General features: G+C 44.0%; 23 protein-coding genes. 4 read left to right on the forward strand and 19 right to left on the reverse strand.

The features are described 5' to 3' along the window. Nucleotides 1-50 precede the first annotated feature (50 nt). The 8 genes from fdx to trmJ all read right to left on the reverse strand — a co-directional run bounded on the left by fdx (nt 51) and on the right by trmJ (nt 6274). Nucleotides 51-389, reverse strand: coding sequence for an ISC system 2Fe-2S type ferredoxin (fdx, locus tag JCM16456_RS12235; protein ID WP_068714733.1), 339 nt, complete (start codon nt 387-389; stop codon nt 51-53). 11 nt (nt 390-400) lie between these two features. Then, nucleotides 401-2254 (reverse strand): Fe-S protein assembly chaperone HscA, encoded by a 1854-nt coding sequence (gene hscA / locus JCM16456_RS12240; protein ID WP_068714735.1) that lies wholly within the window; start codon nt 2252-2254, stop codon nt 401-403. 21 nt (nt 2255-2275) lie between these two features. Then, on the reverse strand, nt 2276-2791 hold the full coding sequence (gene hscB, locus JCM16456_RS12245) for a co-chaperone HscB (RefSeq protein ID WP_068714737.1): 516 nt from the start codon (nt 2789-2791) through the stop codon (nt 2276-2278). A 69-nt stretch (nt 2792-2860) separates the two neighbouring features. Then, nucleotides 2861-3184 (reverse strand): iron-sulfur cluster assembly protein IscA, encoded by a 324-nt coding sequence (iscA, locus tag JCM16456_RS12250; protein WP_068714739.1) that lies wholly within the window; start codon nt 3182-3184, stop codon nt 2861-2863. Between the two features lie 65 nt (nt 3185-3249). Next, nucleotides 3250-3630: a Fe-S cluster assembly scaffold IscU gene (gene iscU, locus JCM16456_RS12255; RefSeq protein ID WP_068714741.1), complete on the reverse strand. Its 381-nt coding sequence runs from the start codon at nt 3628-3630 to the stop codon at nt 3250-3252. 37 nt (nt 3631-3667) lie between these two features. Next, nucleotides 3668-4882: an IscS subfamily cysteine desulfurase gene (locus JCM16456_RS12260; RefSeq protein WP_068714743.1), complete on the reverse strand. Its 1215-nt coding sequence runs from the start codon at nt 4880-4882 to the stop codon at nt 3668-3670. Nucleotides 4883-4908: 26 nt separating this feature from the next. Beyond that, entirely contained in the window at nt 4909-5430 is a 522-nt protein-coding gene (gene iscR, locus JCM16456_RS12265) for a Fe-S cluster assembly transcriptional regulator IscR (RefSeq protein WP_082712301.1), read from the reverse strand. Between the two features lie 112 nt (nt 5431-5542). Next, complete coding sequence (trmJ, locus tag JCM16456_RS12270) at nt 5543-6274, reverse strand: tRNA (cytosine(32)/uridine(32)-2'-O)-methyltransferase TrmJ (RefSeq protein ID WP_068714745.1); 732 nt, start codon at nt 6272-6274, stop codon at nt 5543-5545. 181 nt (nt 6275-6455) lie between these two features. On the opposite strand from trmJ, the gene suhB reads away from it, so the two are divergent. Beyond that, complete coding sequence (suhB, locus tag JCM16456_RS12275; RefSeq protein ID WP_068714747.1) at nt 6456-7259, forward strand: inositol-1-monophosphatase; 804 nt, start codon at nt 6456-6458, stop codon at nt 7257-7259. Nucleotides 7260-7351: 92 nt separating this feature from the next. On the opposite strand, the gene JCM16456_RS12280 is transcribed toward suhB, so the two are convergent. From JCM16456_RS12280 to queA, 6 genes are all read right to left on the reverse strand, one after another. Further along, on the reverse strand, nt 7352-7903 hold the full coding sequence (locus JCM16456_RS12280) for an isochorismatase family protein (RefSeq protein WP_068714749.1): 552 nt from the start codon (nt 7901-7903) through the stop codon (nt 7352-7354). Nucleotides 7904-7979: 76 nt separating this feature from the next. After that, nucleotides 7980-8927, reverse strand: a complete 948-nt coding sequence (gene secF, locus JCM16456_RS12285) for a protein translocase subunit SecF (protein WP_068714751.1) — start codon at nt 8925-8927, stop codon at nt 7980-7982. Nucleotides 8928-8941: 14 nt separating this feature from the next. After that, entirely contained in the window at nt 8942-10795 is a 1854-nt protein-coding gene (gene secD / locus JCM16456_RS12290) for a protein translocase subunit SecD (protein ID WP_082712302.1), read from the reverse strand. Nucleotides 10796-10816: 21 nt separating this feature from the next. Further along, nucleotides 10817-11155, reverse strand: coding sequence for a preprotein translocase subunit YajC (gene yajC, locus JCM16456_RS12295; RefSeq protein WP_068714755.1), 339 nt, complete (start codon nt 11153-11155; stop codon nt 10817-10819). Nucleotides 11156-11257: 102 nt separating this feature from the next. Next, nucleotides 11258-12397 carry a tRNA guanosine(34) transglycosylase Tgt gene (gene tgt, locus JCM16456_RS12300; RefSeq protein WP_068714757.1) on the reverse strand — a complete coding sequence of 380 codons (1140 nt, stop codon included), beginning with the start codon at nt 12395-12397 and terminating at the stop codon, nt 11258-11260. Between the two features lie 106 nt (nt 12398-12503). Then, nucleotides 12504-13556, reverse strand: coding sequence for a tRNA preQ1(34) S-adenosylmethionine ribosyltransferase-isomerase QueA (queA, locus tag JCM16456_RS12305; protein ID WP_068714759.1), 1053 nt, complete (start codon nt 13554-13556; stop codon nt 12504-12506). 345 nt (nt 13557-13901) lie between these two features. Here queA and JCM16456_RS12310 point away from each other — a divergent pair, with 345 nt between their 5' ends. Continuing rightward, nucleotides 13902-14354 (forward strand): CBS domain-containing protein, encoded by a 453-nt coding sequence (locus tag JCM16456_RS12310; protein WP_068714761.1) that lies wholly within the window; start codon nt 13902-13904, stop codon nt 14352-14354. A gap of 176 nt (nt 14355-14530) precedes the next feature. Here the strand turns inward: JCM16456_RS12310 and aceA are convergent, their stop codons facing one another. From aceA to JCM16456_RS12325, 3 genes are all read right to left on the reverse strand, one after another. Further along, nucleotides 14531-15841, reverse strand: coding sequence for an isocitrate lyase (gene aceA / locus JCM16456_RS12315; RefSeq protein ID WP_068714763.1), 1311 nt, complete (start codon nt 15839-15841; stop codon nt 14531-14533). Nucleotides 15842-15942: 101 nt separating this feature from the next. After that, nucleotides 15943-17565 carry a malate synthase A gene (aceB, locus tag JCM16456_RS12320; protein ID WP_068714765.1) on the reverse strand — a complete coding sequence of 541 codons (1623 nt, stop codon included), beginning with the start codon at nt 17563-17565 and terminating at the stop codon, nt 15943-15945. A gap of 573 nt (nt 17566-18138) precedes the next feature. Beyond that, nucleotides 18139-19044, reverse strand: coding sequence for a hydrogen peroxide-inducible genes activator (locus tag JCM16456_RS12325; RefSeq protein WP_068714767.1), 906 nt, complete (start codon nt 19042-19044; stop codon nt 18139-18141). Nucleotides 19045-19243: 199 nt separating this feature from the next. Here JCM16456_RS12325 and JCM16456_RS12330 point away from each other — a divergent pair, with 199 nt between their 5' ends. Both JCM16456_RS12330 and JCM16456_RS12335 read left to right on the forward strand, forming a co-directional pair. Next, complete coding sequence (locus JCM16456_RS12330) at nt 19244-19858, forward strand: peroxiredoxin (RefSeq protein WP_068714769.1); 615 nt, start codon at nt 19244-19246, stop codon at nt 19856-19858. A 169-nt stretch (nt 19859-20027) separates the two neighbouring features. After that, on the forward strand, nt 20028-20777 hold the full coding sequence (locus tag JCM16456_RS12335) for a copper homeostasis protein CutC (RefSeq protein WP_068714771.1): 750 nt from the start codon (nt 20028-20030) through the stop codon (nt 20775-20777). On the opposite strand, the gene phoU is transcribed toward JCM16456_RS12335, so the two are convergent. Further along, nucleotides 20774-21472, reverse strand: coding sequence for a phosphate signaling complex protein PhoU (phoU, locus tag JCM16456_RS12340; protein ID WP_068714773.1), 699 nt, complete (start codon nt 21470-21472; stop codon nt 20774-20776). The genes JCM16456_RS12335 and phoU overlap by 4 nt on opposite strands. Before the next feature lie 27 nt (nt 21473-21499). Next, entirely contained in the window at nt 21500-22321 is an 822-nt protein-coding gene (gene pstB, locus JCM16456_RS12345) for a phosphate ABC transporter ATP-binding protein PstB (RefSeq protein WP_068714775.1), read from the reverse strand. Nucleotide 22322 lies beyond the last annotated feature (1 nt).

A 22322-nucleotide genomic window follows, 5' to 3' on the forward strand; every position in this document is an offset into this window, starting at 1 on the left:
CCTAATATTGGCGTCGCATAATCATTCAATGCAGCGTCATGTGCTTAAAATTAATGATCTTCTTTAGCGTGGTTTAACGAGTACTTTGGAATCTCAATCACTAGGTCTTCATCTGCTACAACAGCTTGGCAGCTTAGACGTGATTCAGGTTCTAGACCCCACGCTTTATCTAGCATGTCATCTTCTAACTCATCACTCTCTTCTAGGGAGTCAAAACCTTCACGAATAATGACATGGCAAGTCGTACATGCACAGGATTTCTCACAAGCGTGATCGATGTTGATCCCATTTTTTAGGGCAACATCCAATACTGATTGGCCTTTTGGTGCATCAAATGCAGCGCCTTCAGGGCATAGATCTTCATGAGGTAATACAATAATTTTAGGCATGATAGTTTCTCTTAAATCTCATCAACCGAATGGCCAGCTAATGCAGCACGAATGGATTTATCCATGCGGCGTGACGCAAAGTCTTGGCTTGCTTTATCAGTCTCTTTTATTCCCTGTTCAATTGCATCGGCATTATCACCATTACGCAGTTGAATTAGGTTTTCAATCGCAGCCAGCAGAAGAGCACGCTCTTGCTCTGACAACAACTCATCACCATCTGCTTGTAGCGCAGACAATAAACTTTCAATAACCCGGTCAGCTTCAACACGCTGCTCAACAAGAGCTCGTGCTTTCATGTCGTCTTCAGCGAAGCTCATTGAATCGCGCAGCATATTCGCCACTTCATCATCGCTCAAGCCGTAAGAAGGCTTAACTTGAATCTCTGATTGAACCCCGGTGCTCTTTTCCATCGCTGTCACAGACAGCAACCCATCAGCGTCAACTTGGTAGGTCACACGAATATGCGCCGCCCCAGCCGCCATTGGTGGAATCCCTTTTAAAGAAAAACGAGCCAGTGAACGACAGTCATCAACCAATTCACGTTCGCCTTGCACTACGTGCACGCTCATCCCCGTTTGACCATCTTTAAAAGTAGTAAACTCTTGAGCGCGAGCGACAGGAATGGTGGTATTGCGTGGAATAATTTTCTCTACCAAGCCCCCCATAGTCTCTATACCAAGAGACAAAGGAATCACATCCAATAGCAACATTTCAGCATCGGGTTTGTTACCGACTAACACATCGGCTTGCAATGCTGCACCAATCGCAACCACTTCGTCTGGATTGATACTGGTTAGAGGTGTGCGACCAAAGAAATCACCAACCATTTCGCGCACAAGTAGAGTACGGGTTGAACCACCCACCATGACCACTTCTAAAACATCATCCGCTGTCACGTCAGCATCACGCAGAGCGCGACGACATGACATCAAGGTTTTCTTCACCAACGGTGTGATAAGATCATTTAACTCTTCGCGAGATAAAGTACCTTGCCAGCCCAACACATCGATAGATGCTTGTTCTTGCGTTGATAAATCGATCTTCGCTTGAGTCGATGCATTTAACAATGCTCGGTAATCTTCTGCACTCAGTTTACCGCTAAGGCCCATCTGTTCTTTTAAGTGATCAGCAATCAAATGGTCAAAGTCATCGCCACCAAGAGCAGAATCACCACCCGTTGCTAGTACTTCAAACACACCTTTAGACAAACGTAAGATAGAGATATCAAACGTACCACCACCTAAATCATAAACCGCGATAACACCTTCTTGACCAGAGTCTAAGCCGTACGCAATGGCAGCTGCGGTTGGTTCATTTAGAAGACGTAATACATGTAACCCAGCCAAATTTGCCGCGTCTTTGGTCCCTGCACGCTGCGCATCATCAAAATAAGCAGGTACAGTAATAACCACTCCCGCCAACTCGCCATTCAGCGCTTCTTCAGCACGAGCGCCTAAAGAACGCAGAATATCAGCCGAGATTTGAATAGGATTACGATCGCCTTGCGCTGTGGTAATCACAGGTAAACCTTTTTCACTCGCTTTAAAACGATAAGGTAAATTGGGGTAACGGGCTTGGATATCATGAAGAGAACGGCCAAGTAGACGTTTTACCGAAACCACCGTATTCTCGGGATCCACTTTTGCACGTTCACGCGCTTCATAACCGACACATACATCTTCTTGTGAATAATTCACAATAGAAGGAAGAATGCTACGCCCCTCAACATCGTTAAGAGTGATCGCGGTACCACTGCGTACAGAGGCCACTAGGGAATTGGTCGTACCAAGATCGATACCTGCCGCAAGCTTATGTTGATGCGGCGCAGAGCTTTGACCTGGTTCTGCAATTTGAAGTAATGCCATGGATGGGTCCTTGTTGTTGAATTAGCCGAGTAGCTTCTCTTCTACTTTGGCCACTTCATCTTTTAATTTTGCTATAAATTTAAGCTTACGTACGGTATCAGCGGCGGTATCCCAAGCGGCATCATTTAGCTGTTGTTCCACTTGCTGCAGATAACTCTTCAACATACGCGAGACTTTACTGTCAAAATCAAACAAGGCACTTTCAGGATCTGAGCTTTGCTCTACTGCCTCAAGCTCTTCGCGTAATTCCATCTGCTCCATAAGGAACATAGGATCTTGAAGGGTTTGCTGTTCACCACGTAATTCAATGCCATGCAGTAAAATAAGATATTCGGCCCGACTAACAGGGGCTTTTAAAACTTGATAGGCATCGTTAATTTCCGCCGCTTTTTGCACCGCCATTAAACGGTCACGTTCAGAAGCCGCGGCAAAATTATCGGGATGGAAACGTTTTTGTAACTCTCTAAATTGAGAAGAAAGAAGGCTACCATCCAGTGCAAACTGAGTTGGTAGCCCAAATAATTCGAAATAATTCATATCAGAAGTCGGTCCTATAGTTCGGTTTCGGAACGCAAGCAATCGTTCCGAACCACCGAGGATTAACCGTTAAACGTTAAAGCTTTCGCCACAACCACATTCGCCTTTAACGTTAGGGTTGTTAAATTCAAAACCTTCGTTTAACCCTTCTTTTTTGTAATCTAGCTGAGTACCGTCGAGGTAAACCAAACTTTTGCTATCAACAATAACTTTCACGCCATTGTTCTCAAAAACCTGGTCTTCTTCGTTAAGTTCATCAACGAACTCCAGTACGTACGCCATTCCAGAACAACCAGTCGTTCTTACACCTAAACGTAAGCCGAGCCCTTTTCCACGGTTATCCAGGAAAGTTCTCACACGATTTGCTGCGCTCTCTGATAGGGTAATGGCCATACTGCAACCTTAATGATCTAAATTAATAAACAGAGTGGGATTATCTCCCACTCGCTGGTAAATGACTATTGATGTTTTTTCTTGTAGTCAGCAACCGCTGCTTTAATTGCATCTTCAGCCAAAATTGAGCAGTGAACTTTCACTGGTGGCAACTCTAGCTCTTCAGCAATTTCAGCGTTTTTGATCGCTGCCGCTTCATCAAGAGACTTACCTTTCACCCATTCTGTTACAAGTGAGCTTGACGCAATAGCGCTGCCACAGCCGTAGGTTTTAAATTTTGCATCTTCAATAATACCTTGTTCAGATACTTTGATTTGCAGACGCATAACGTCACCACATGCTGGCGCACCAACCATACCACTACCGATGCTTGGATCTTCTTTATCGAACGAACCAACGTTACGCGGGTTCTCATAGTGGTCAATTACTTTTTCGCTGTATGCCATGGTATTTTACCTCGAATCCTTAATGTTTCTGGTGTGCTTAGTGGCTAGCCCACTCGACAGTGTCTAGGTCAACACCTTCTTTGTACATATCCCAAAGAGGTGATAGTTCGCGCAGCTTAGTGACAGCAGCACGGATTTGAGTCACTGCATGGTCCACTTCTTCTTCCGTTGTATAACGACCGAATGAGAAACGGATTGAGCTGTGTGCAAGTTCATCGTTAAGACCAAGAGCACGCAATACATAAGATGGCTCTAAGCTTGCTGAAGTACATGCACTGCCTGAAGATACAGCAATATCTTTCAGTGACATCAGTAGTGATTCACCTTCAACGAAGGCAAAACTGATGTTCAAGTTATTTGGAAGACGTTGTTCTAGGTCACCGTTAACGGTTACCGCTTCCATATCTTCTAGACCTGCAAGCATGCGATCACGAAGTGCTTTTGCGTGGTCGTAATCTTGTTGCATTTCTTCTTTCGCGATGCGGCATGCTTCACCGAAGCCAACGATTTGGTGAGTAGCTAATGTACCAGAACGGAAACCACGTTCATGGCCACCGCCGTGCATTTGCGCTTCGAGACGAATACGAGGTTTACGACGAACGTAAAGTGCTCCAATACCTTTTGGTCCATAAATTTTGTGCGCAGAAAGGGAGATCAAATCCACTTTCATTTCTTGCACATCAATAGGCAATTTACCCGCTGATTGAGCTGCATCAACGTGGAAAATAATTTTGCGCGAACGGCATAGTTCACCAATCGCTGCAATATCTTGAATCACACCAATTTCGTTGTTTACATGCATGATAGAAACCAAAACGGTGTCTTCGCGCATTGCTGCTTCCAATTTAGCTAGGTCGATCAAACCATTGCTTTCTGGCTGCATGTAAGTGACTTCGTAACCTTCGCGTTCAAGCTGACGACAAGTGTCGAGAATCGCTTTGTGCTCGGTCTTAGAAGTGATGATGTGTTTACCTTGCTTACCATAAAAGTGCGCAGCACCTTTAAGAGCCAGGTTATCTGATTCGGTCGCACCAGAAGTGAACACAATCTCACGCGGATCTGCGTTAATTAAATCTGCTATTTGCTCACGAGCAGTATCAACTGCTTCTTCTGCCTGCCAGCCATAACGGTGTGAACGCGACGCCGGGTTACCAAAGGTGCCGTCCATCGTCATGTACTGAACCATCTTTTCAGCAACGCGAGTGTCAACAGGACAAGTTGCTGAATAGTCTAAATAAATAGGCAGTTTCATTTTCTACTCCAATGTATAAATTGCCGCTACGAGCGTGCATTAATACCTACGGGTGCCGCACCGACGGTGACAGAGTTCGAATTCTTGTGTGTCAGCCCGTGGTTTACCGTAAGACCAAAGTCTTGACGATCTGAAATTTCTAAAACTTCATTGTCAATCATTAACTCACCAAGAGTAATGTTGTTCAAGAAGTCGCTGATACGAGAGCTAAGGTCACGCCACAGCGTATGCGTTAAACAACGCGTGCCACCTTGACAATCGCCTTTACCATTACATTTAGTTGCATCAACTGATTCGTCGACTGCGGCAATGACAGTACCAACAGAAATATCGGTTGCTTCAGCACCTAAACGGTAACCGCCCCCTGGACCACGAACAGAAGCCACTAGCCCAGCTTTGCGCAGTTTGGAAAATAACTGCTCTAAGTAGGAAAGTGAAATTCCTTGTCGTTCTGATATATCTGCCAAGGGTACTGGGTTCTGTTGCGAGTGAAGAGCCACATCCAGCATGGCTGTCACAGCGTATCTTCCTTTTGAGGTCAGTCTCATATCACACCGTATCCACATTGATTATGTGGAGTAAGTGTTCCATACCTGACAAAACTGGTCAAGTATTTATTTGACTAATTTACTCAACTATTCATCCACAAAATAATAATGGTTATTTCTTATTCGGCAATTGCTTCTCTACCGAGGTTAAAATACCACGTAAAATATTGAGTTCTTGAGCCTCTGGACGAGCACGACTAAACAATCGTCTCAGCTTATTCATCACCAAACCCGGTTGCTCTTTAGAGATAAATTGGGTATCTGTTATCACCTTTTCAAGGTGCGAATAAAACAATTCCAGCTCATGTTGGCGAGGATATTCTTGCTCTTGCACCTCGGAATATCGTTCAGCTTCTTGAGCCAAATGTGCGACACGAATTTCGTAACAGAGTGTTTGCACCGCCATAGCCAAATTCAGAGAACTGTATTCGGGATTAGCTGGAATGCTGACGTGGAAATGACAGGTCTGCAATTCAGTATTCGTTAAACCGGTACGTTCACGGCCAAACACGATTGCCACTGGATGTTGTAAGCCTTCTTGCGCAAATTTCTCACCGCACTCTCTTGGATTCAACATCGGCCAATCCAGAGTACGGGAACGAGCGCTCGTGCCCACGACCAAACCGCAATCATGCACAGCATCATCGAGGTTAGACACGATCTCAGCACTTAACGCAATATCACTTGCCCCAGCCGCTAAAGCGATCGCTTGAGCATCAACTTCGCATTGAGGATTCACTAACACCAACTGACTCAATCCCATCACTTTCATCGCACGGGCTGCAGAACCGATGTTACCGGAATGAGATGTTTCAACTAAAACGACTTTAACATTGTCTAACATGGAATAATCACACCACTCTCTAAATAGCGTGGGGAGTTTACCATAAACCTGAGTAAAATGGTCAGACCCTTTTTTGCTCACTGACTTTAGTTGAACACAAAATAACCACTTCCCTTTTCTCTCGCTTTTGGTATACTGCGTCCCGCTTTTTTCGTTCTTTAACATCCGTTGGGAAATTCGTATGCATCCAATGCTAAACATTGCTATTCGCGCAGCGCGAAAAGCAGGCAACCATATTGCTAAATCTTTAGAAAACGCTGAGAAAATCGAATCAACTCAGAAAGGCACTAATGACTTTGTTACTAACATTGACAAAGAAGCCGAATCTATCATTATCCATACTATTCAAAGCTCATACCCAGAGCACTGCATCGTAGCGGAAGAAAGCGGTCTTATCGAAGGTAAAGATAAAGACGTACAATGGATCATCGACCCACTGGATGGCACTACTAACTTTGTAAAAGGTTTACCTCACTTCGCAGTTTCTATCGCAGTTCGCATGCGTGGTAAAACTGAAGTGGCGTGTGTTTACGACCCAATGCTAAATGAGCTTTTCACTGCTCAACGTGGCGCTGGCGCACAACTGAACAACGCTCGTATTCGCGTTAAACAATTGAAAGACCTACAGGGCGCTGTTCTAGCAACAGGTTTCCCATTCAAGCAAAAACAACATTCTGAATCTTACTTGAAAATCGTATCTTCTCTATTTGTAGAATGTGCCGATTTCCGTCGTACTGGTTCAGCAGCGTTGGATCTATGTTACCTAGCAGCTAACCGCGTTGACGGTTATTTTGAGCTAGGCTTAAAACCATGGGATATGGCAGCTGGTGAGCTTATCGCTCGTGAAGCTGGTGCAATCCTAACTGACTTTGCTGGCGGCACTGATTACATGAAGTCTGGCAACATTGTTGGTTCAAGCGCTCGCGGCGTTAAATCAATTCTAAAACACATCCGTGAAAACGGTAACGACGCGATCCTTAAATAATCAATACCATGTCTGATATTATCTGACATGACATTCCGTCACAGCTGAAAAAGCCCGAGTATAACTCGGGCTTTTTTTATCTTATTTTCTAATTAGTTAAGTAGAGTAAGTAGTTCTTGAGTTGAACCAATCTCTCCTAGCATTGGGAAAATACACTCAACAGAGTTTTTATGGTTAACCAAACTCTTATCCGTCATGGCATCTTCAATCAATACAACGTTGTAACCCAGCTCATAACCTTGGCGCGCGGTCGATTCAACGCCCATACTCGTAGCAATACCAACCACAACGATTTGGCTCACTTGACGAGCTTGTAGCTGCTCATGTAAGTCAGTGTTAATGAATGCGCCCCAGTTATTTTTGGTGATTATGATGTCACTCTCTTGTCGAGGAAGCTCATCGATTAGGGTTGCCCAGTTATTGGGTAAAGCGCCACCGGAATGAGGCAAACTTGTGCGACCAGGAGCGCCACCAGCAACATTGACTAGTACCACTGGCTGACTTTTATCGTGAAATGCATTGATCAATTCAATCGAGTGTTGCACTGCTAAATCGGCATTTTCTTTTGGAGGTAAAGGGACAATCCCCTCTTGAAGATCGATAACAATGAGCGCCACATTTGAATCGAGTTGCGTAATAGCCATAGGACTCTCCCTTTTAGATAATGGATGACAATTATAGTTATATAAAAAAAGCCACTGCATGCAGTGGCTTTTTCATTTATGGGCGACCTTCTAAGTCGGCCCCCTCTTTTTCGACTTTCACCGGCATTAAATGCTCTTTGGTGATACCGAGCTTCAAGGCCAAGGCCGAAGCAACGTAAATCGATGAGTAAGTACCAACAGTGATACCCAATAGCAATGCGGTAGCAAAGCCATGAATCATCGCACCACCCTCAACAAACAGTGCGATAACTACAAACAGGGTTGTTCCTGATGTAATCAAAGTACGACTTAACGTTTGAGTGATTGACGTATTCATAATTTCCGCTGGGTCACCTTTACGTAACTTACGGAAGTTTTCACGAATACGGTCAAATACCACGATAGTATCGTTCAACGAGTACCCCACCACAGTGAGCAATGCTGCAACGATAGTCAAATCGACCTCAATCTGCATGAACGAGAAAACACCGATGGTGATGATAACGTCGTGTGCCAAAGCCATTACAGCACCAGCAGCCAAACGCCATTCAAAACGTGCAGATACGTAGATAAGAATACAGATAAGGGAAACCAAAATGGCTAGGCCACCATTTTCTGCTAATTCACCACCCACGTTCGGACCAACAAATTCAATACGACGCATTTGAACGTCTTTACCCGTTCCTTCTTTGATCGCATTGATGATTTGGTTGCCTAGCTCTTCGCCTTTTACATTATCGCGCGGGCGTAAACGCACCATGACTTCGCGTGCTGAACCGAAGTTTTGCACTGTTGCGTCATCAAAGCCTTTCGTCTCTAAAGAAGCGCGAACGTCATCTAGATTAGCCGCTTGATTGAAACCGACTTCAATTAATGTACCGCCTGTAAAATCAAGGCCCCAGTTTAAGCCTTTCATACTGATCACTGCTATAGAGGCAATAATCATCAAGCTAGACAGAACGAAAGCGTATTTCGACCGACTCATAAAGTCGATCAGTTTTCCTGGTTTAAGAATTTGAAACATAATGATTCCTAACCTTAGATCGACAATTTCTTGATGCGTTTACCACCGTACATCAGGTTCACGACACAACGTGTACCGACAATAGCAGTAAACATGGAGGTTAAAATACCGATCGACAAAGTCACGGCAAAACCTTTAATAGCACCTGTACCTACTGCGAAAAGAATAATCGCTGTAATCAAGGTAGTAATGTTAGCATCGGCGATAGTACTGAATGCGTTAGCGTAGCCTTGGTGAATCGCTTGTTGAGGATTACGTCCCTCAGCTAGCTCTTCACGAATACGCTCGAAAATCAATACGTTGGCATCGACTGCCATACCGACAGTTAATACGATACCCGCAATCCCAGGCAAGGTCATGGTCGCACCAGGAATTAACGACATCACACCAATAATCAATACTAAGTTCGCCATTAGCGCTAGATCGGCAATCAAACCAAACTTACGGTAATAGACGAAGGTAAAGATCATTACGGCAATCAAACCCCAAACACAGGCTTGAACACCCATATCGATGTTTTGTTGCCCCATTGATGGACCAATCGTACGTTCTTCGACAATGGAAATAGGAGCAATCAGTGCACCAGCACGCAATAGTAACGACAGGTTATGCGCTTCAGCAATCGAGTCGATACCTGTGATACGGAAGTTGCTGCCCAATGCTGACTGAATCGTCGCTTGGTTAATAACCTCTTCATGCTTCTCAAGAATCACACGACCTTCTGCATTTTTACGGCCACTGTCTTTGTATTCTGCAAAGACCGTTGCCATCAACTTGCCGATATTTTTCTTAGAGAACGCAGCCATTTTGCTACCACCTTCACTATCAAGTGAGATGTTAACTTGTGGGCGACCATATTCGTCAGTACTTGAACTTGAATCGGTGATGCTCGAACCGTTTAAAATAACGCGCTTCTTAAGAACGACAGGACGATTGTTGCGGTCAAACTTAACTTCTGTACCCGCTGGTACACGACCAGCAGCCGCAGCTGTTAGGTCAGCACTGTCATCCACTTCACGGAACTCAAGTGTCGCTGTCGCACCCAAAATTTCTTTCGCACGAGCGGTATCTTGAACACCAGGCAGCTCAACAACAATACGAGTCGCACCTTGACGTTGAACCAAAGGCTCAGCAACACCGAGTTCGTTTACACGGTTACGTAGAATAGTGATGTTTTGCTCTACTGCGTAGTTACGAATCTCTTGCATACGAGCTTCGGTAAATGTAGCAGTTAACACATAGCGACCTTCTTCCGCAGCCGGAGTAAATAGCATGTCCGGATGTTTACTGGTCAGGAGCGTTTGTGCTTCATCAAGCTGCTCACTATTGCGTAGGGTAATATCAACTGATTCTTTCTGAGAACGAACAGCACGGTAACGAATTTTCGCTTCACGCAATTCTGTACGGAACGCATCTTCTTGTTGACCGACCAGTTTTTCCATCGCAGCATCCATGTCCACTTCCATTAAGAAATGCACACCACCACGAAGGTCAAGACCAAGTTTCATCGGCGCTGCGCCGATATCTTGTAGCCAAGTTGGTGTTGATGGCGCGAGGTTCAGAGCTACGATCTTGTCTTTACCAAGCGCTTCACTGATCACATCACGAGCAGTTAATTGAGTATCGGTGTCTTTAAAACGAACTAGCACAGAGCCATTTTCAAGAGCAACAGATTTATGAGAGAGTTGCGCTGTATCGAGCGCTTTGGTGACAGAGTCCAGCGTTGACATATCAACAGAGGCGCCACGCGCCCCTGTAATCTGAATAGCCGGATCTTCACCGTATATATTTGGAAGTGCATAAATCGCTGCTACCAAGATAGCAAACAGCACCATTAAATACTTCCATAAAGGATAACGGTTTAGCACAGCGAGGATCCTTGAGCTGTCTTATAGAGATTTTAGTGTACCTTTAGGTAGCACCGCTGAAACGAAGTCTTTTTTGATAACCACTTCGTTGTTTGCATTCAGTTCAATCGCAATGTAGTCATTGTCGTCAGAGATTTTGCTGATTTTGCCAACAAAACCGCCGCTAGTTAGCACTTCATCACCTTTGCTCATAGAAGACATTAGGTTTTTATGCTCTTTGGCGCGTTTTGCCTGTGGGCGATAAATCATGAAGTAGAAGATGACTGCAAACATGCCAAGCATGATGATCATGCTGAATTCACCGCCAGGTTGTTGCGCGGCACCTTCGCCTGCTGCATGCGCTACAGAAATTAGACTCATTGAGAAACGTCCTCTAAGTTATTGTTTGTTAATTCTGATGTTTAATTGGGCCAAATTGGACCAAATTCAAGCCAGTAGCCCCAATTCGGTCCAACTTAAAAATTACGCTTTGTCTTTTTGTAACGGTGGCACTTCGCGATCACGACGAGCATAAAACTCAGTTACAAATTGTTCAAAACGATCTTCTTCTATCGCCTGACGGATTGCCGCCATTAGACGTTGATAGTAACGTAAGTTATGAATCGTGTTGAGACGTGCACCAAGAATTTCATTACAACGATCTAAATGATGCAAATACGACTTCGAATAATTTTTGCAAGTGTAACAGTCACACTCAGGATCCAGTGGTGTTGTATCCGTTTTATGTGCCGCATTACGGATCTTGATCACACCTCCAGTCACAAATAGGTGTCCATTACGAGCATTTCGTGTCGGCATCACACAGTCAAACATGTCAATACCACGACGAACACCTTCTACTAAATCTTCCGGTTTGCCAACCCCCATTAGGTAACGAGGTTTGTCTTCAGGCAATTGTGGACAGGTATGCTCTAGAATGCGGTGCATATCATCTTTCGGCTCACCTACGGCCAAACCGCCGACAGCATAACCATCAAAATCGAGTTCAGTTAGACCTTTTACTGATACATCACGTAAGTCTTCATAAACACTACCCTGAACAATGCCAAATAGCGAGTTCTGGTTTTTCAGTTTTTCAAAATGATCACGTGAACGTTTTGCCCAGCGTAATGACATTTCCATCGACTTTTTCGCTTCATCGTGTGTCGCAGGGTATGGCGTACACTCGTCAAAAATCATCACGATGTCAGAACCTAAATCTTTCTGAATCTCCATAGATTTTTCTGCATCCATAAAGATTTTATCGCCATTTACTGGATTACGGAAATGCACGCCTTCTTCAGTAATTTTACGAATATCACCTAGGCTGAATACTTGGAAGCCACCGGAATCGGTAAGAATAGGACCTTGCCAGTTCATAAAGTCATGCAAGTCACCATGTAGTTTCATCACCTCTTGTCCAGGACGAAGCCACAGGTGGAAAGTGTTTCCGAGCAGAATTTGAGCACCAGTATCTTTCACTTCTTCTGGTGTCATACCTTTTACCGTGCCGTACGTACCCACCGGCATAAATGCAGGGGTTTGAACAGTACCACGTTCAAAAGTAATCTGGCCGCGACGGGCATTGCCGTCTTTTTTCTTAAGTTCGAACTGTAATTTCACATAGCCTCCAATGTCAGAGAAACAGTCTGACGGGATATCAGTTACTAAGTTTACAACCCTAGTCACTGGGTATTGATAAATATTGAGCCGTTATAAAAACACACTATTATTGCGTTTTTTTGCTGATAAACATCGCGTCGCCGTAGCTAAAGAAACGATATTTTTCGGCCACAGCGTGATGGTAAGCTGCCATCGTATGATCGTAACCAGCGAAAGCACTTACCAACATAATCAAGGTAGATTCTGGCAAATGGAAGTTGGTGATTAAACAATCCACCAATTGATACTCATAGCCAGGGTAAATAAAGATCTCGGTATCACCAAAGAACGGTACTAATTCAGTGCCTTTTTTCAGTGCATCTTGCGCGGCACTCTCTAGAGAACGAACAGAAGTAGTACCAACCGCAATAATGCGTCCACCACGTTCTCTCGTTGCTTTGATAGCATCAACAACTTCCTGCGGCACTTCTACGTACTCTGAGTGCATGTGATGATTTTCAACATCATCCACGCGCACAGGCTGAAAAGTACCAGCACCCACATGCAAGGTCACATAAGCAAATTCGACACCTTTTGCTTTGATTTGTTCAAGCAATGGTTTATCAAAATGCAACCCCGCAGTAGGAGCAGCCACAGCGCCCGGTTTTTTGTTGTAAACCGTTTGGTAACGCTCTTTATCGGCATCTTCATCAGGGCGATCGATATACGGAGGTAACGGCATATGTCCAATGGTATTAAGGATATCGAGTACAGCGGTTGCCGAAGTAAAACGAATTTCAAACAGCGCATCGTGGCGAGCCACCATTTCCGCTTGGAACTCATCATTTTCGCCAAGGAACAATTCGGTACCTGGTTTTGGCGGTTTTGAACAACGGACATGAGCTAAAATAGAATGCTCATCCAACATACGTTCAACCAACACTTCTAGCTTACCGCCGGAAGCCTTACGGCCAAACATACGCGCAGGAATGACGCGAGTATTATTAAATACCAGCAAATCACCTGGTTGAACGAGTTCTAGAACGTTTTTAAATGTTCCATCCGTAAGTTCGCCACTGTTGCCGTTAAGCTGCAGCAGACGACTCGCGGTTCGTTCTGTCTTGGGATAGCGAGCAATAAGCTCGTCTGGGAGTTCAAAACTAAAATCTGAAACGTGCATGACTTCTGATTCTTTATTGAGTGAATTTGTGCGATGGATATTTCGCGGCGCGCTAGTATATACCGTTACCTAGAGGACTTCAAAATACGCACCTATTCCCAAACAACCTCAACATACAGAATTCATTACTTCATCCACAACCACAGGTTAAGCTCATCACCAAAGGAATGCTCATTCTTTTTTACATCCATCCAACGTTTATAGTTAAAGTCACTGCTCAACTAAAGAAAATGCATCATTTTTAACTTTGGTCACGCCTTATCACCACAAATAACGATTCACATCTCACTCTCTTTCTCTTAAAAAAACTATAGTCAGTTCATTAATGGACAATAGGAGATGGCCATGATTAAAGTGGAAGAGATGATGACTCGCAACCCACATACGTTGCTACGCACCCACACGCTGTCCGATGCAAAAAGCACAATGAAAGCGCTTGATATACGCCATATTCCAATTGTTGATGCCAATAGACAATTGCTAGGCGTAGTATCACAACGTGATATTTTGGCAGCTCAAGAGTCAAGCTTGCATCACGTACCAGAGGACTCTTCTTATACGGCTGATACTCCATTATACGAAGTCATGCATCAACATGTGATGAGTGTCGCGCCTCAGGCTGGATTAAAAGAAAGTGCTTTATATATGCAAAAGCATAAGGTTGGCTGTTTACCCGTTGTGAGCAAAGGGCAGCTTGTCGGCATCATTACGGAAACCGATTTTATCGCGATTGCAATTACATTATTGGAGCTGCAAGAAGAGTCAGAACCCGACGAATACGGCGATGAGGCCAATTAGTCCGCAAAGCCCTATTTTCTCCAATATGCCATTTAGCACTAGGTAACGCCTGCATCTTGAAGTTACTTAGGTTTATAAAGTAAAAAAAGAGCGGCTTACGCCGCTCGAAAATAAGATACCAAAGTATTGAACATACATGGAATGAGATAATAAAAAGTCAGTGGAGTTTGCTAGGTTTAAAACTGATCTTCTTCCGTCGACCCAGTCAGTGCCGTTACAGATGAGTTTCCACCTTGAATCGTATTCGTCACTTTATCAAAATAGCCAGTTCCCACCTCTTGTTGGTGTGCCACAAAGGTGTAGCCTTTTTCTGCTGCGGCAAACTCTTTACGCTGCACCATTTCAACATAGTGACGCATACCTTCGCCTTGAGCATAAGCATGGGCCAATTCAAACATGTTGAACCACATGTTATGGATACCTGCCAAAGTGATAAATTGATATTTATATCCCATGTCAGATAGTGCTTGTTGGAACTCAGCAATGGTTTTAGCGTCGAGATTTTTCTCCCAGTTAAACGATGGCGAACAGTTATAAGCCAACAGTTGATCTGGGTACTCAGCCAACACCGCCTCTGCAAACTTGCGCGCTTCTTCAAGACACGGTTTTGCTGTTTCACACCACACTAGGTCAGCGTAGGGCGCATAAGCAAGACCTCGGGAAATAGCTTGGTCAATACCCGCTTTAACGCGGAAGAAACCCTCTGAGGTACGTTCACCCGTAAGGAAGTCTTTATCGTAAGGGTCGCAATCCGATGTCAATAAATCCGCAGCGTTAGCGTCAGTTCGCGCAATAACTAACGTGGTCGTTCCCGCAACATCTGCAGCTAGACGAGCAGCAACTAACTTTTGAACCGCTTCTTGAGTAGGAACAAGAACTTTCCCCCCCATGTGTCCACATTTTTTCACCGATGCGAGTTGGTCTTCAAAGTGAACCCCTGCCGCTCCAGCTTCAATCATAGATTTCATTAGCTCATAAGCATTCAAAACGCCACCAAAGCCCGCTTCAGCATCCGCAACAATAGGCAGGAAGTAATCGATACCACCTTCATCTTGCGCCGACTTGCCGTTAGTCCATTGAATTTGGTCTGCACGACGAAACGAGTTATTGATTCGCTTCACTACAGACGGAACAGAATCAACAGGATAGAGAGATTGGTCAGGATACATAGTCGATGCAGTGTTGTTGTCTGCTGCCACTTGCCAACCAGACAAATAGATCGCTTCAATACCTGCTTTTGCCTGTTGAACCGCTTGACCACCAGTCAACGCACCAAGACAGTTAACATACCCTTTTTTAGCACTGCCATTGACCAAGGACCATAATTTATCAGCACCACGCTGAGCTATTGTATTGGCAGGAACCAGCGAACCACGTAGGTTCACGACTTCTTCGGCAGTATAAGTACGTTTTACATTTTTCCAGCGTGGATTGGTTGCCCAATCTTTTTCTAGTGCTTCGATTTGTTGACGACGAGTCAATGTCATGGTCTTTCCCTCTTTGTAAGGCGCATTGGCTTGCGCTTATGTTCCCTCTACTCAAAGTCTTCTTTGATGGGAGGCTTGTTTCACGTTCTTTGGCTATTTGGTTACGACAAATAGTCGTATCCCGGAATGGTTAAAAAGTTGGGCAGTTCGTCACTGGTTGTAATACGTTCCATTAAATCGGCTGCCTCAGCAAAACGTCCTTGCGTGAAACGCTTATCTCCTACTTCCGTTTTCACGACATCTATCTCTTGTTTTAGGTATTCTCTAAATAGGTCTTTTGATACGACCTTACCGTTATCTAAAGTTTTACCTTGTTGAATCCATTGCCATATTGATGCTCGAGATATTTCTGCGGTCGCGGCATCTTCCATCAACCCATAGATTGGCACACACCCATTCCCTGAAATCCAAGCTTCGATGTATTGCAAAGCGACCCGAATATTGTGACGCATCCCTTGCTCGGTTCGCTCACCGTAACAGGGTTCGAGTAACTCGTTCGCAGTAATAGGCGCGTCAGCCATACGCGATACATCCAGTTGATTTTTACGTCCGGCAAGCACTTCATCAAACACGGCCATGGCGGTATCCGCCAGTCCAGGATGCGCAACCCAAGTGCCATCATGGCCATTATCGGCCTCAAGACGCTTATCTCTTTGAATTTTCTCAAGTACTGCGGCATTTTCTTGCGGATCTTTGGCAGGAATAAAGGCAGCCATCCCCCCCATAGCAAAGGCACCTCGACGATGGCAGGTGTAGATCAATAATCGGGAATACGCATTGAGGAACGACTTATCCATGGTAACCACTTGACGATCTGGTAACACTCGATCAGGATGCTTTTTCAATGTCTTGATATAGCTAAAGATATAATCCCAGCGTCCACAGTTAAGACCAACAATATGCTCTTTTAGGGAGAATAAAATCTCATCCATTTGAAAGACGGCAGGTAGAGTTTCGATGAGCACCGTTGCTTTGATAGTGCCGGTATGTAAACCAAAATATTCTTCGGTGAAATGGAAAACATCACTCCACCACTTCGCTTCTTGGTATGACTGCAGCTTAGGTAAGTAAAAATAAGGACCAGAACCTTTAGCAAGTAAAGCTTTGTGGTTATTAAAGAAATACAAGGCGAAATCAAACAAACACCCAGGGATTACTTTGTCTGCAAATAGCACGTGCTTTTCTGGTAGATGCAAACCACGCACGCGACAAATAAGAACCGCTGGATTCTCTTTTAATTCGTAGACCTTACCGTTGTCTGGATTGGAATAACTAATGGTGCCTAAGATGGCATCACGAAGGTTTATTTGACCGTCTAAAACTTTGTCCCAAGCAGGAGACATCGAATCTTCAAAGTCGGCCATAAACACTTTCACATTGGCATTAAGCGCGTTGATCACCATTTTCCGGTCGGTTGGCCCGGTAATCTCTACACGACGATCTTGAAGGTCGTTGGGAATACCCATAATTTTCCAACTGCCTTCACGAATATCAACTGTGTCTTGCAAGAAGTCGGGGAGCTGTCCTTGGTCTATTCGAGCTTGAAAAGCAGTTCGCTGATTTAATAATTCGTCTAGACGAGGGGCAAACTTTTGGCACAAAGCGGTAAGAAAAACCTGCGCAGGCTCTGAAAAAATCTCCTTGTGGGGATCGCTAAGTGGACCGATAACTTTCAGACTCTCAAGAATTTGCATCGGATTAGTTTCACGCGTTTCTGCCAACATATTGCATCCTTAACTTAAACCAAAATCACATTTGTAATTTTAGAACTACAAAATTCCATTTAAATTTTGAGAAGGGCTTAACAATTAATAGGGCTTTACGGCCTAACCATTAACTTTCCAAATACTAACCGCTCTCTTTGACGCCTTTAAAATTAACCTACAACGCAGATTAAATAAAGGTTTGGCAATAGCAAAAACACAACTTTGAAGTTTTATTCCGATCAATGACTTGTGTTATTTATCAAGTAAGAAATGTAATAAATTACGTAATTAAATTACAAAAAGAACTCTGTAATTTACAGACATAAAGATTAAGAACCAACGGGGGGCTGGTGAGAGTAAGATATGATTTTATTGATAAATTAGTTATACCTAAAAATAATAAGCGTAGAGAAATCAATTGCACATATGTAAAATTAACAATGTCAACATTGCCGATTTTATGAAAGCTTCATTCGAGAAAAGCTGTAAAATTTTACAATTAAAAAATCACTAACAGAGCAATATGCTACTAAAAACACTAAATCTTGGTGAAATAAACTAGTTTTAGTAGCAATAAATACTCACTCCTGTCTAAAGTAGCTCGCTGACTACCTCTGCTAACTGACTAAATGTGGCTGTTCTGGAAGAACTAGGTCGCCAAACTAGACCTATATTGCGATAAGCCTGCTGACCGGGAGGATCCACCACCAGCAAATTTTGATTGTCTAACAAGCCATGCTCTATTGCCATTTGCGGAATAAATGTTGTACCAAGACCGTTAGCCACCATTTGCACTAATGTATGCAAGCTGGTTGCCGTGAATGGATTAATTTTCTCTTTATCAGTTAACTTACAGGCTGATACCGCATGCTCTGTCAAACAGTGTTCATTCTCGAGAAGAAACACCGATTGATCGGGTAAATCTGCGTATTTGATTGGCACTCGAATCGAATTCGCTTGATTACGGCTGATCACCATTCGAAACGGATCTTGCCCTACTACTTTGCTTTCCATCTCACCAATATCAACCGGAAGTGCGAGAACCAACACGTCTAACTCCCCTGAGCGGAGTGCTGTTAATAAATTGGTAGTGGTATCCTCACGCAGCAATAAATGCAGTTTAGGAAACCGAATATTAATCTCCTGAACCAAATCGCCTAGCAAAAATGGGGCAATAGTCGGAATACAACCCAGTTTGAGCTGCCCTTCCATAACACCGCCATGGCAAAGTTTACCTAGTTCAACTAAGTCTTGCCCTTTAGCAAGTAGCTCGCGGCCTTGTTTCACCACGGCTTCACCTGATTGGGTAAACACCAAAGGACTCTTCTTATCTTTTTTTTCATACAGTGCGCAGCCGATAAGTTCTTCGAGGTTTTGGATGCCTTTACTCAAGGTTGACTGACTAACAAAACATCGCTCAGCAGCTTCACCAAAATGCCTAGTTTCGTGTAAGGTGACGAGGTAATGTAACTGTTTTAAACTGGGCCACTTGTTCATAATCTATCCGACTCTTTTTTCTCATAAAGTGTTCTCTTTCTTTACAGAGTCTATCATCGTTTTTTTCGATTAACACAATCTATTTTATTCGCTTTTTTCTATGCTCTGCTTTGTACTATAGTTTGTTCTGTAGTTACACGGAATGAGTCATTTCAACCCTATATGACTCAGCAAAAAACTAAATTATTAGGAGCAAAAAATGGTACTAGTAGGTCGCAAAGCCCCTGACTTTACTGCTGGAGCTGTTCTAGGCAACGGTGAAATCGTTGACAACTTTAACCTTTTCGAACACATCAAAGGTAAAAAAGCAGTTGTATTTTTCTACCCACTAGACTTCACATTCGTATGCCCTTCAGAAATCATTGCATTCGACAAACGTCTTGCTGATTTCCAAGAAAAAGGTTGCGAAGTGATCGGTGTTTCTATCGATTCAGTATTCTCACACAATGCATGGCGTAATACTGCAGTGGATAAAGGCGGTATTGGCGAAGTGAAATACACTCTAGTTGCAGATACAACTCACGAAGTTGTGAACGCATACGACGTTGTTGATCCAAACGGCCCTGGCATTGCTCTTCGTGGTTCATTCCTAATCGACGAAGAAGGTGTTGTACGTCACCAAGTAATCAACGATGGTCCTCTAGGCCGTAACATCGACGAAATGCTACGCATGGTTGACGCACTAGCGTTCCACCAAGAGCACGGCGAAGTTTGTCCTGCACAATGGGAAAAAGGTAAATCAGGTATGAAAGCATCTCCAGACGGCGTTGCATCTTACCTATCTGAACACACTTCAGACCTAGATAAAAAATAAGCATAATTCGTAGCCCGCGCTCAACTCGGGTTAATGGTTGGAATATAGAGCATTAAAGCCAAACCAATCAGTTATGAAGTAAAGTCTTATCGAATCCCGATACTCTTGAGTATCGGGATTTTTTGTTATTGAATAGACCCAAGCTATTTATCCCATTTTAGGAATCCCAATGAAATACCAAATGGAAGTGTGCATTGATAACATCGAATCACTATCTAATGCGATGCAAGGTGGCGCAACTCGGATAGAGCTTTGTTCATCACTGGCATTAGGTGGCCTAACCCCAAGTTGGGGACTGATGCGTTGTGCTAGCGAGTTCAGTGTTGTTCCTGTTTTTGCGATGATTCGTCCAAGACAAGGGGATTTTCTCTATCTTCCGGCTGAAATTGAGCAAATGAAATGGGATATTGAAATGGCCGCACAAGCAGGTTTGCAAGGCGTGGTACTCGGCGTATTAACCGCAGACGGTGATGTTGATAAAGAAGCAACCTCAAAACTGACTCATCATGCTCAGGCGTTTAATTTGCAAGTGACCTATCACCGAGCCATTGACCAATGCCGCAACTATCAAAAAGCGATTGATACTTTGCTCGATATTGGTGTTAACCGCATACTTACCTCAGGCACAGCACCTTGCGCCGAACAAGGTTGTGATGTCATCGCTCAAATGGTTGAGCAAGTTAAAGATCAAATGGTGATCATGGCGGGAGCCGGAATTAATGCCCATAATGTTGCTAACATTGTGGCCCGAACAGGCGTAAAAGAAGTGCATTTATCAGGGAAAACTGTGCGTCCAAGCCTGATGAAACTAGCCAAATCCAGTGCTCGGATGGGCAATGCCGATTGCGACGATTTCAGCATTCCCATAACCAATATTGAAGCGCTCAAAGCGGTAGCCAAACAGCTTACTTCACGCTAACGAATAACGTCATCTATCGATTGGTCACCAAGGTGGCGCACGTCTTTACCTTTCACATAATAGATGATGTATTCACAAATGTTCTGGCAGCGGTCGCCAATTCGCTCGATAGCGCGAGCAGACCACATGACCTGCAAAATATGAGGGATATTTTTCGAATCTTCCATCATATAGGTCATCAGTTGGCGAATAACCGCTTCCACTTCGCTGTCTAAACCATCGTCTAACTTGTAGATTTGGGCCGCAGCCTCGACATCCATTCGAGCAAAAGCATCCAGTACCTGATGCAACATTGAAATGGCAGAGCGACACAATGGCTCTAACGAGACCTGAAATTGACGCTCACGGGTCGAAGGGCTTTCGATAACAACAAAGGCCATTTTGGTCGCTACATCACCAATACGCTCCAAGTCGGTAATGGTCTTAATAATCGCCATAATTAAACGCAAATCTTTAGCCGTGGGCTGGCGCTTAGCAATAATGCGCGTACATGCCTCATCAATCGAGACTTCCATCGCATTTACTTTGTGGTCGTCTTCGACGACTTTGCGCGCTAATTCAACATCATCTGTATGTAATGCATGCATTGCGTATGAGAGCTGCTGCTCAACCAACCCGCCCATAGTGAGCACATGAGTTCGTATCGCTTCGAGCTCGGTATTAAACTGACCAGAAATATGCCGACCTAACTGCATAACTTATCCTTAAATACAGACAATAAATTAACCATAACGACCTGTAATATAGTCCTCGGTTTGTTTTTTTGACGGTGATGTGAAGATAGAATCCGTGTCCGCGTATTCAATCAATTTTCCCATATGAATAAAAGCAGTATAGTCACTCACTCTAGCTGCTTGCTGCATATTATGCGTGACGATCACGACTGTATATTGGTTTTTCAAATCGTGAATAAGTTCCTCAATCGTAAGCGTAGAGATCGGATCCAGTGCCGATGTGGGCTCATCAAGTAATAACACTTCAGGCTCAATCGCAATAGCACGAGCAATCACCAAACGCTGTTGCTGACCACCAGAAAGACCAAATGCATTTTCATGGAGGCGATGCTTCACTTCATCCCACAGAGCTGCAGCTTTCAACGCTGATTCTGCTGCATCATCTAACGTGCGACTATTTTTCACCCCTTGCAGACGTAACCCATACACAACATTTTCATAAATAGATTTGGGAAATGGATTGGGACGCTGGAACACCATACCAACCCGTCTACGCAGCGCTGCCACATCAACATCACGTTGATAAATGTTCTTACCGTGTAAATGCACTTTCCCTTCAATATGACACCCTTCAACAAGGTCATTCATTCGGTTAAGACAACGTAACAGTGTTGACTTTCCGCACCCTGAAGGTCCGATAAACGATGTGACCTTTCCTTTTGGGATGCGCATCGTAATATCGACTAAGGCACGCTGGTTATGCTCGTAGTGAAGGCTCAAATTTTCTATCGAAATAGCCGTTTGCGCATCCGACAAATTATTTACATCCAATGGTGGGGCATACCCCAATGCTTGATTAACTGAAAGCATA

Source organism: Vibrio tritonius, assembly GCF_001547935.1.
GTDB classification, from domain to species: domain Bacteria; phylum Pseudomonadota; class Gammaproteobacteria; order Enterobacterales; family Vibrionaceae; genus Vibrio; species Vibrio tritonius.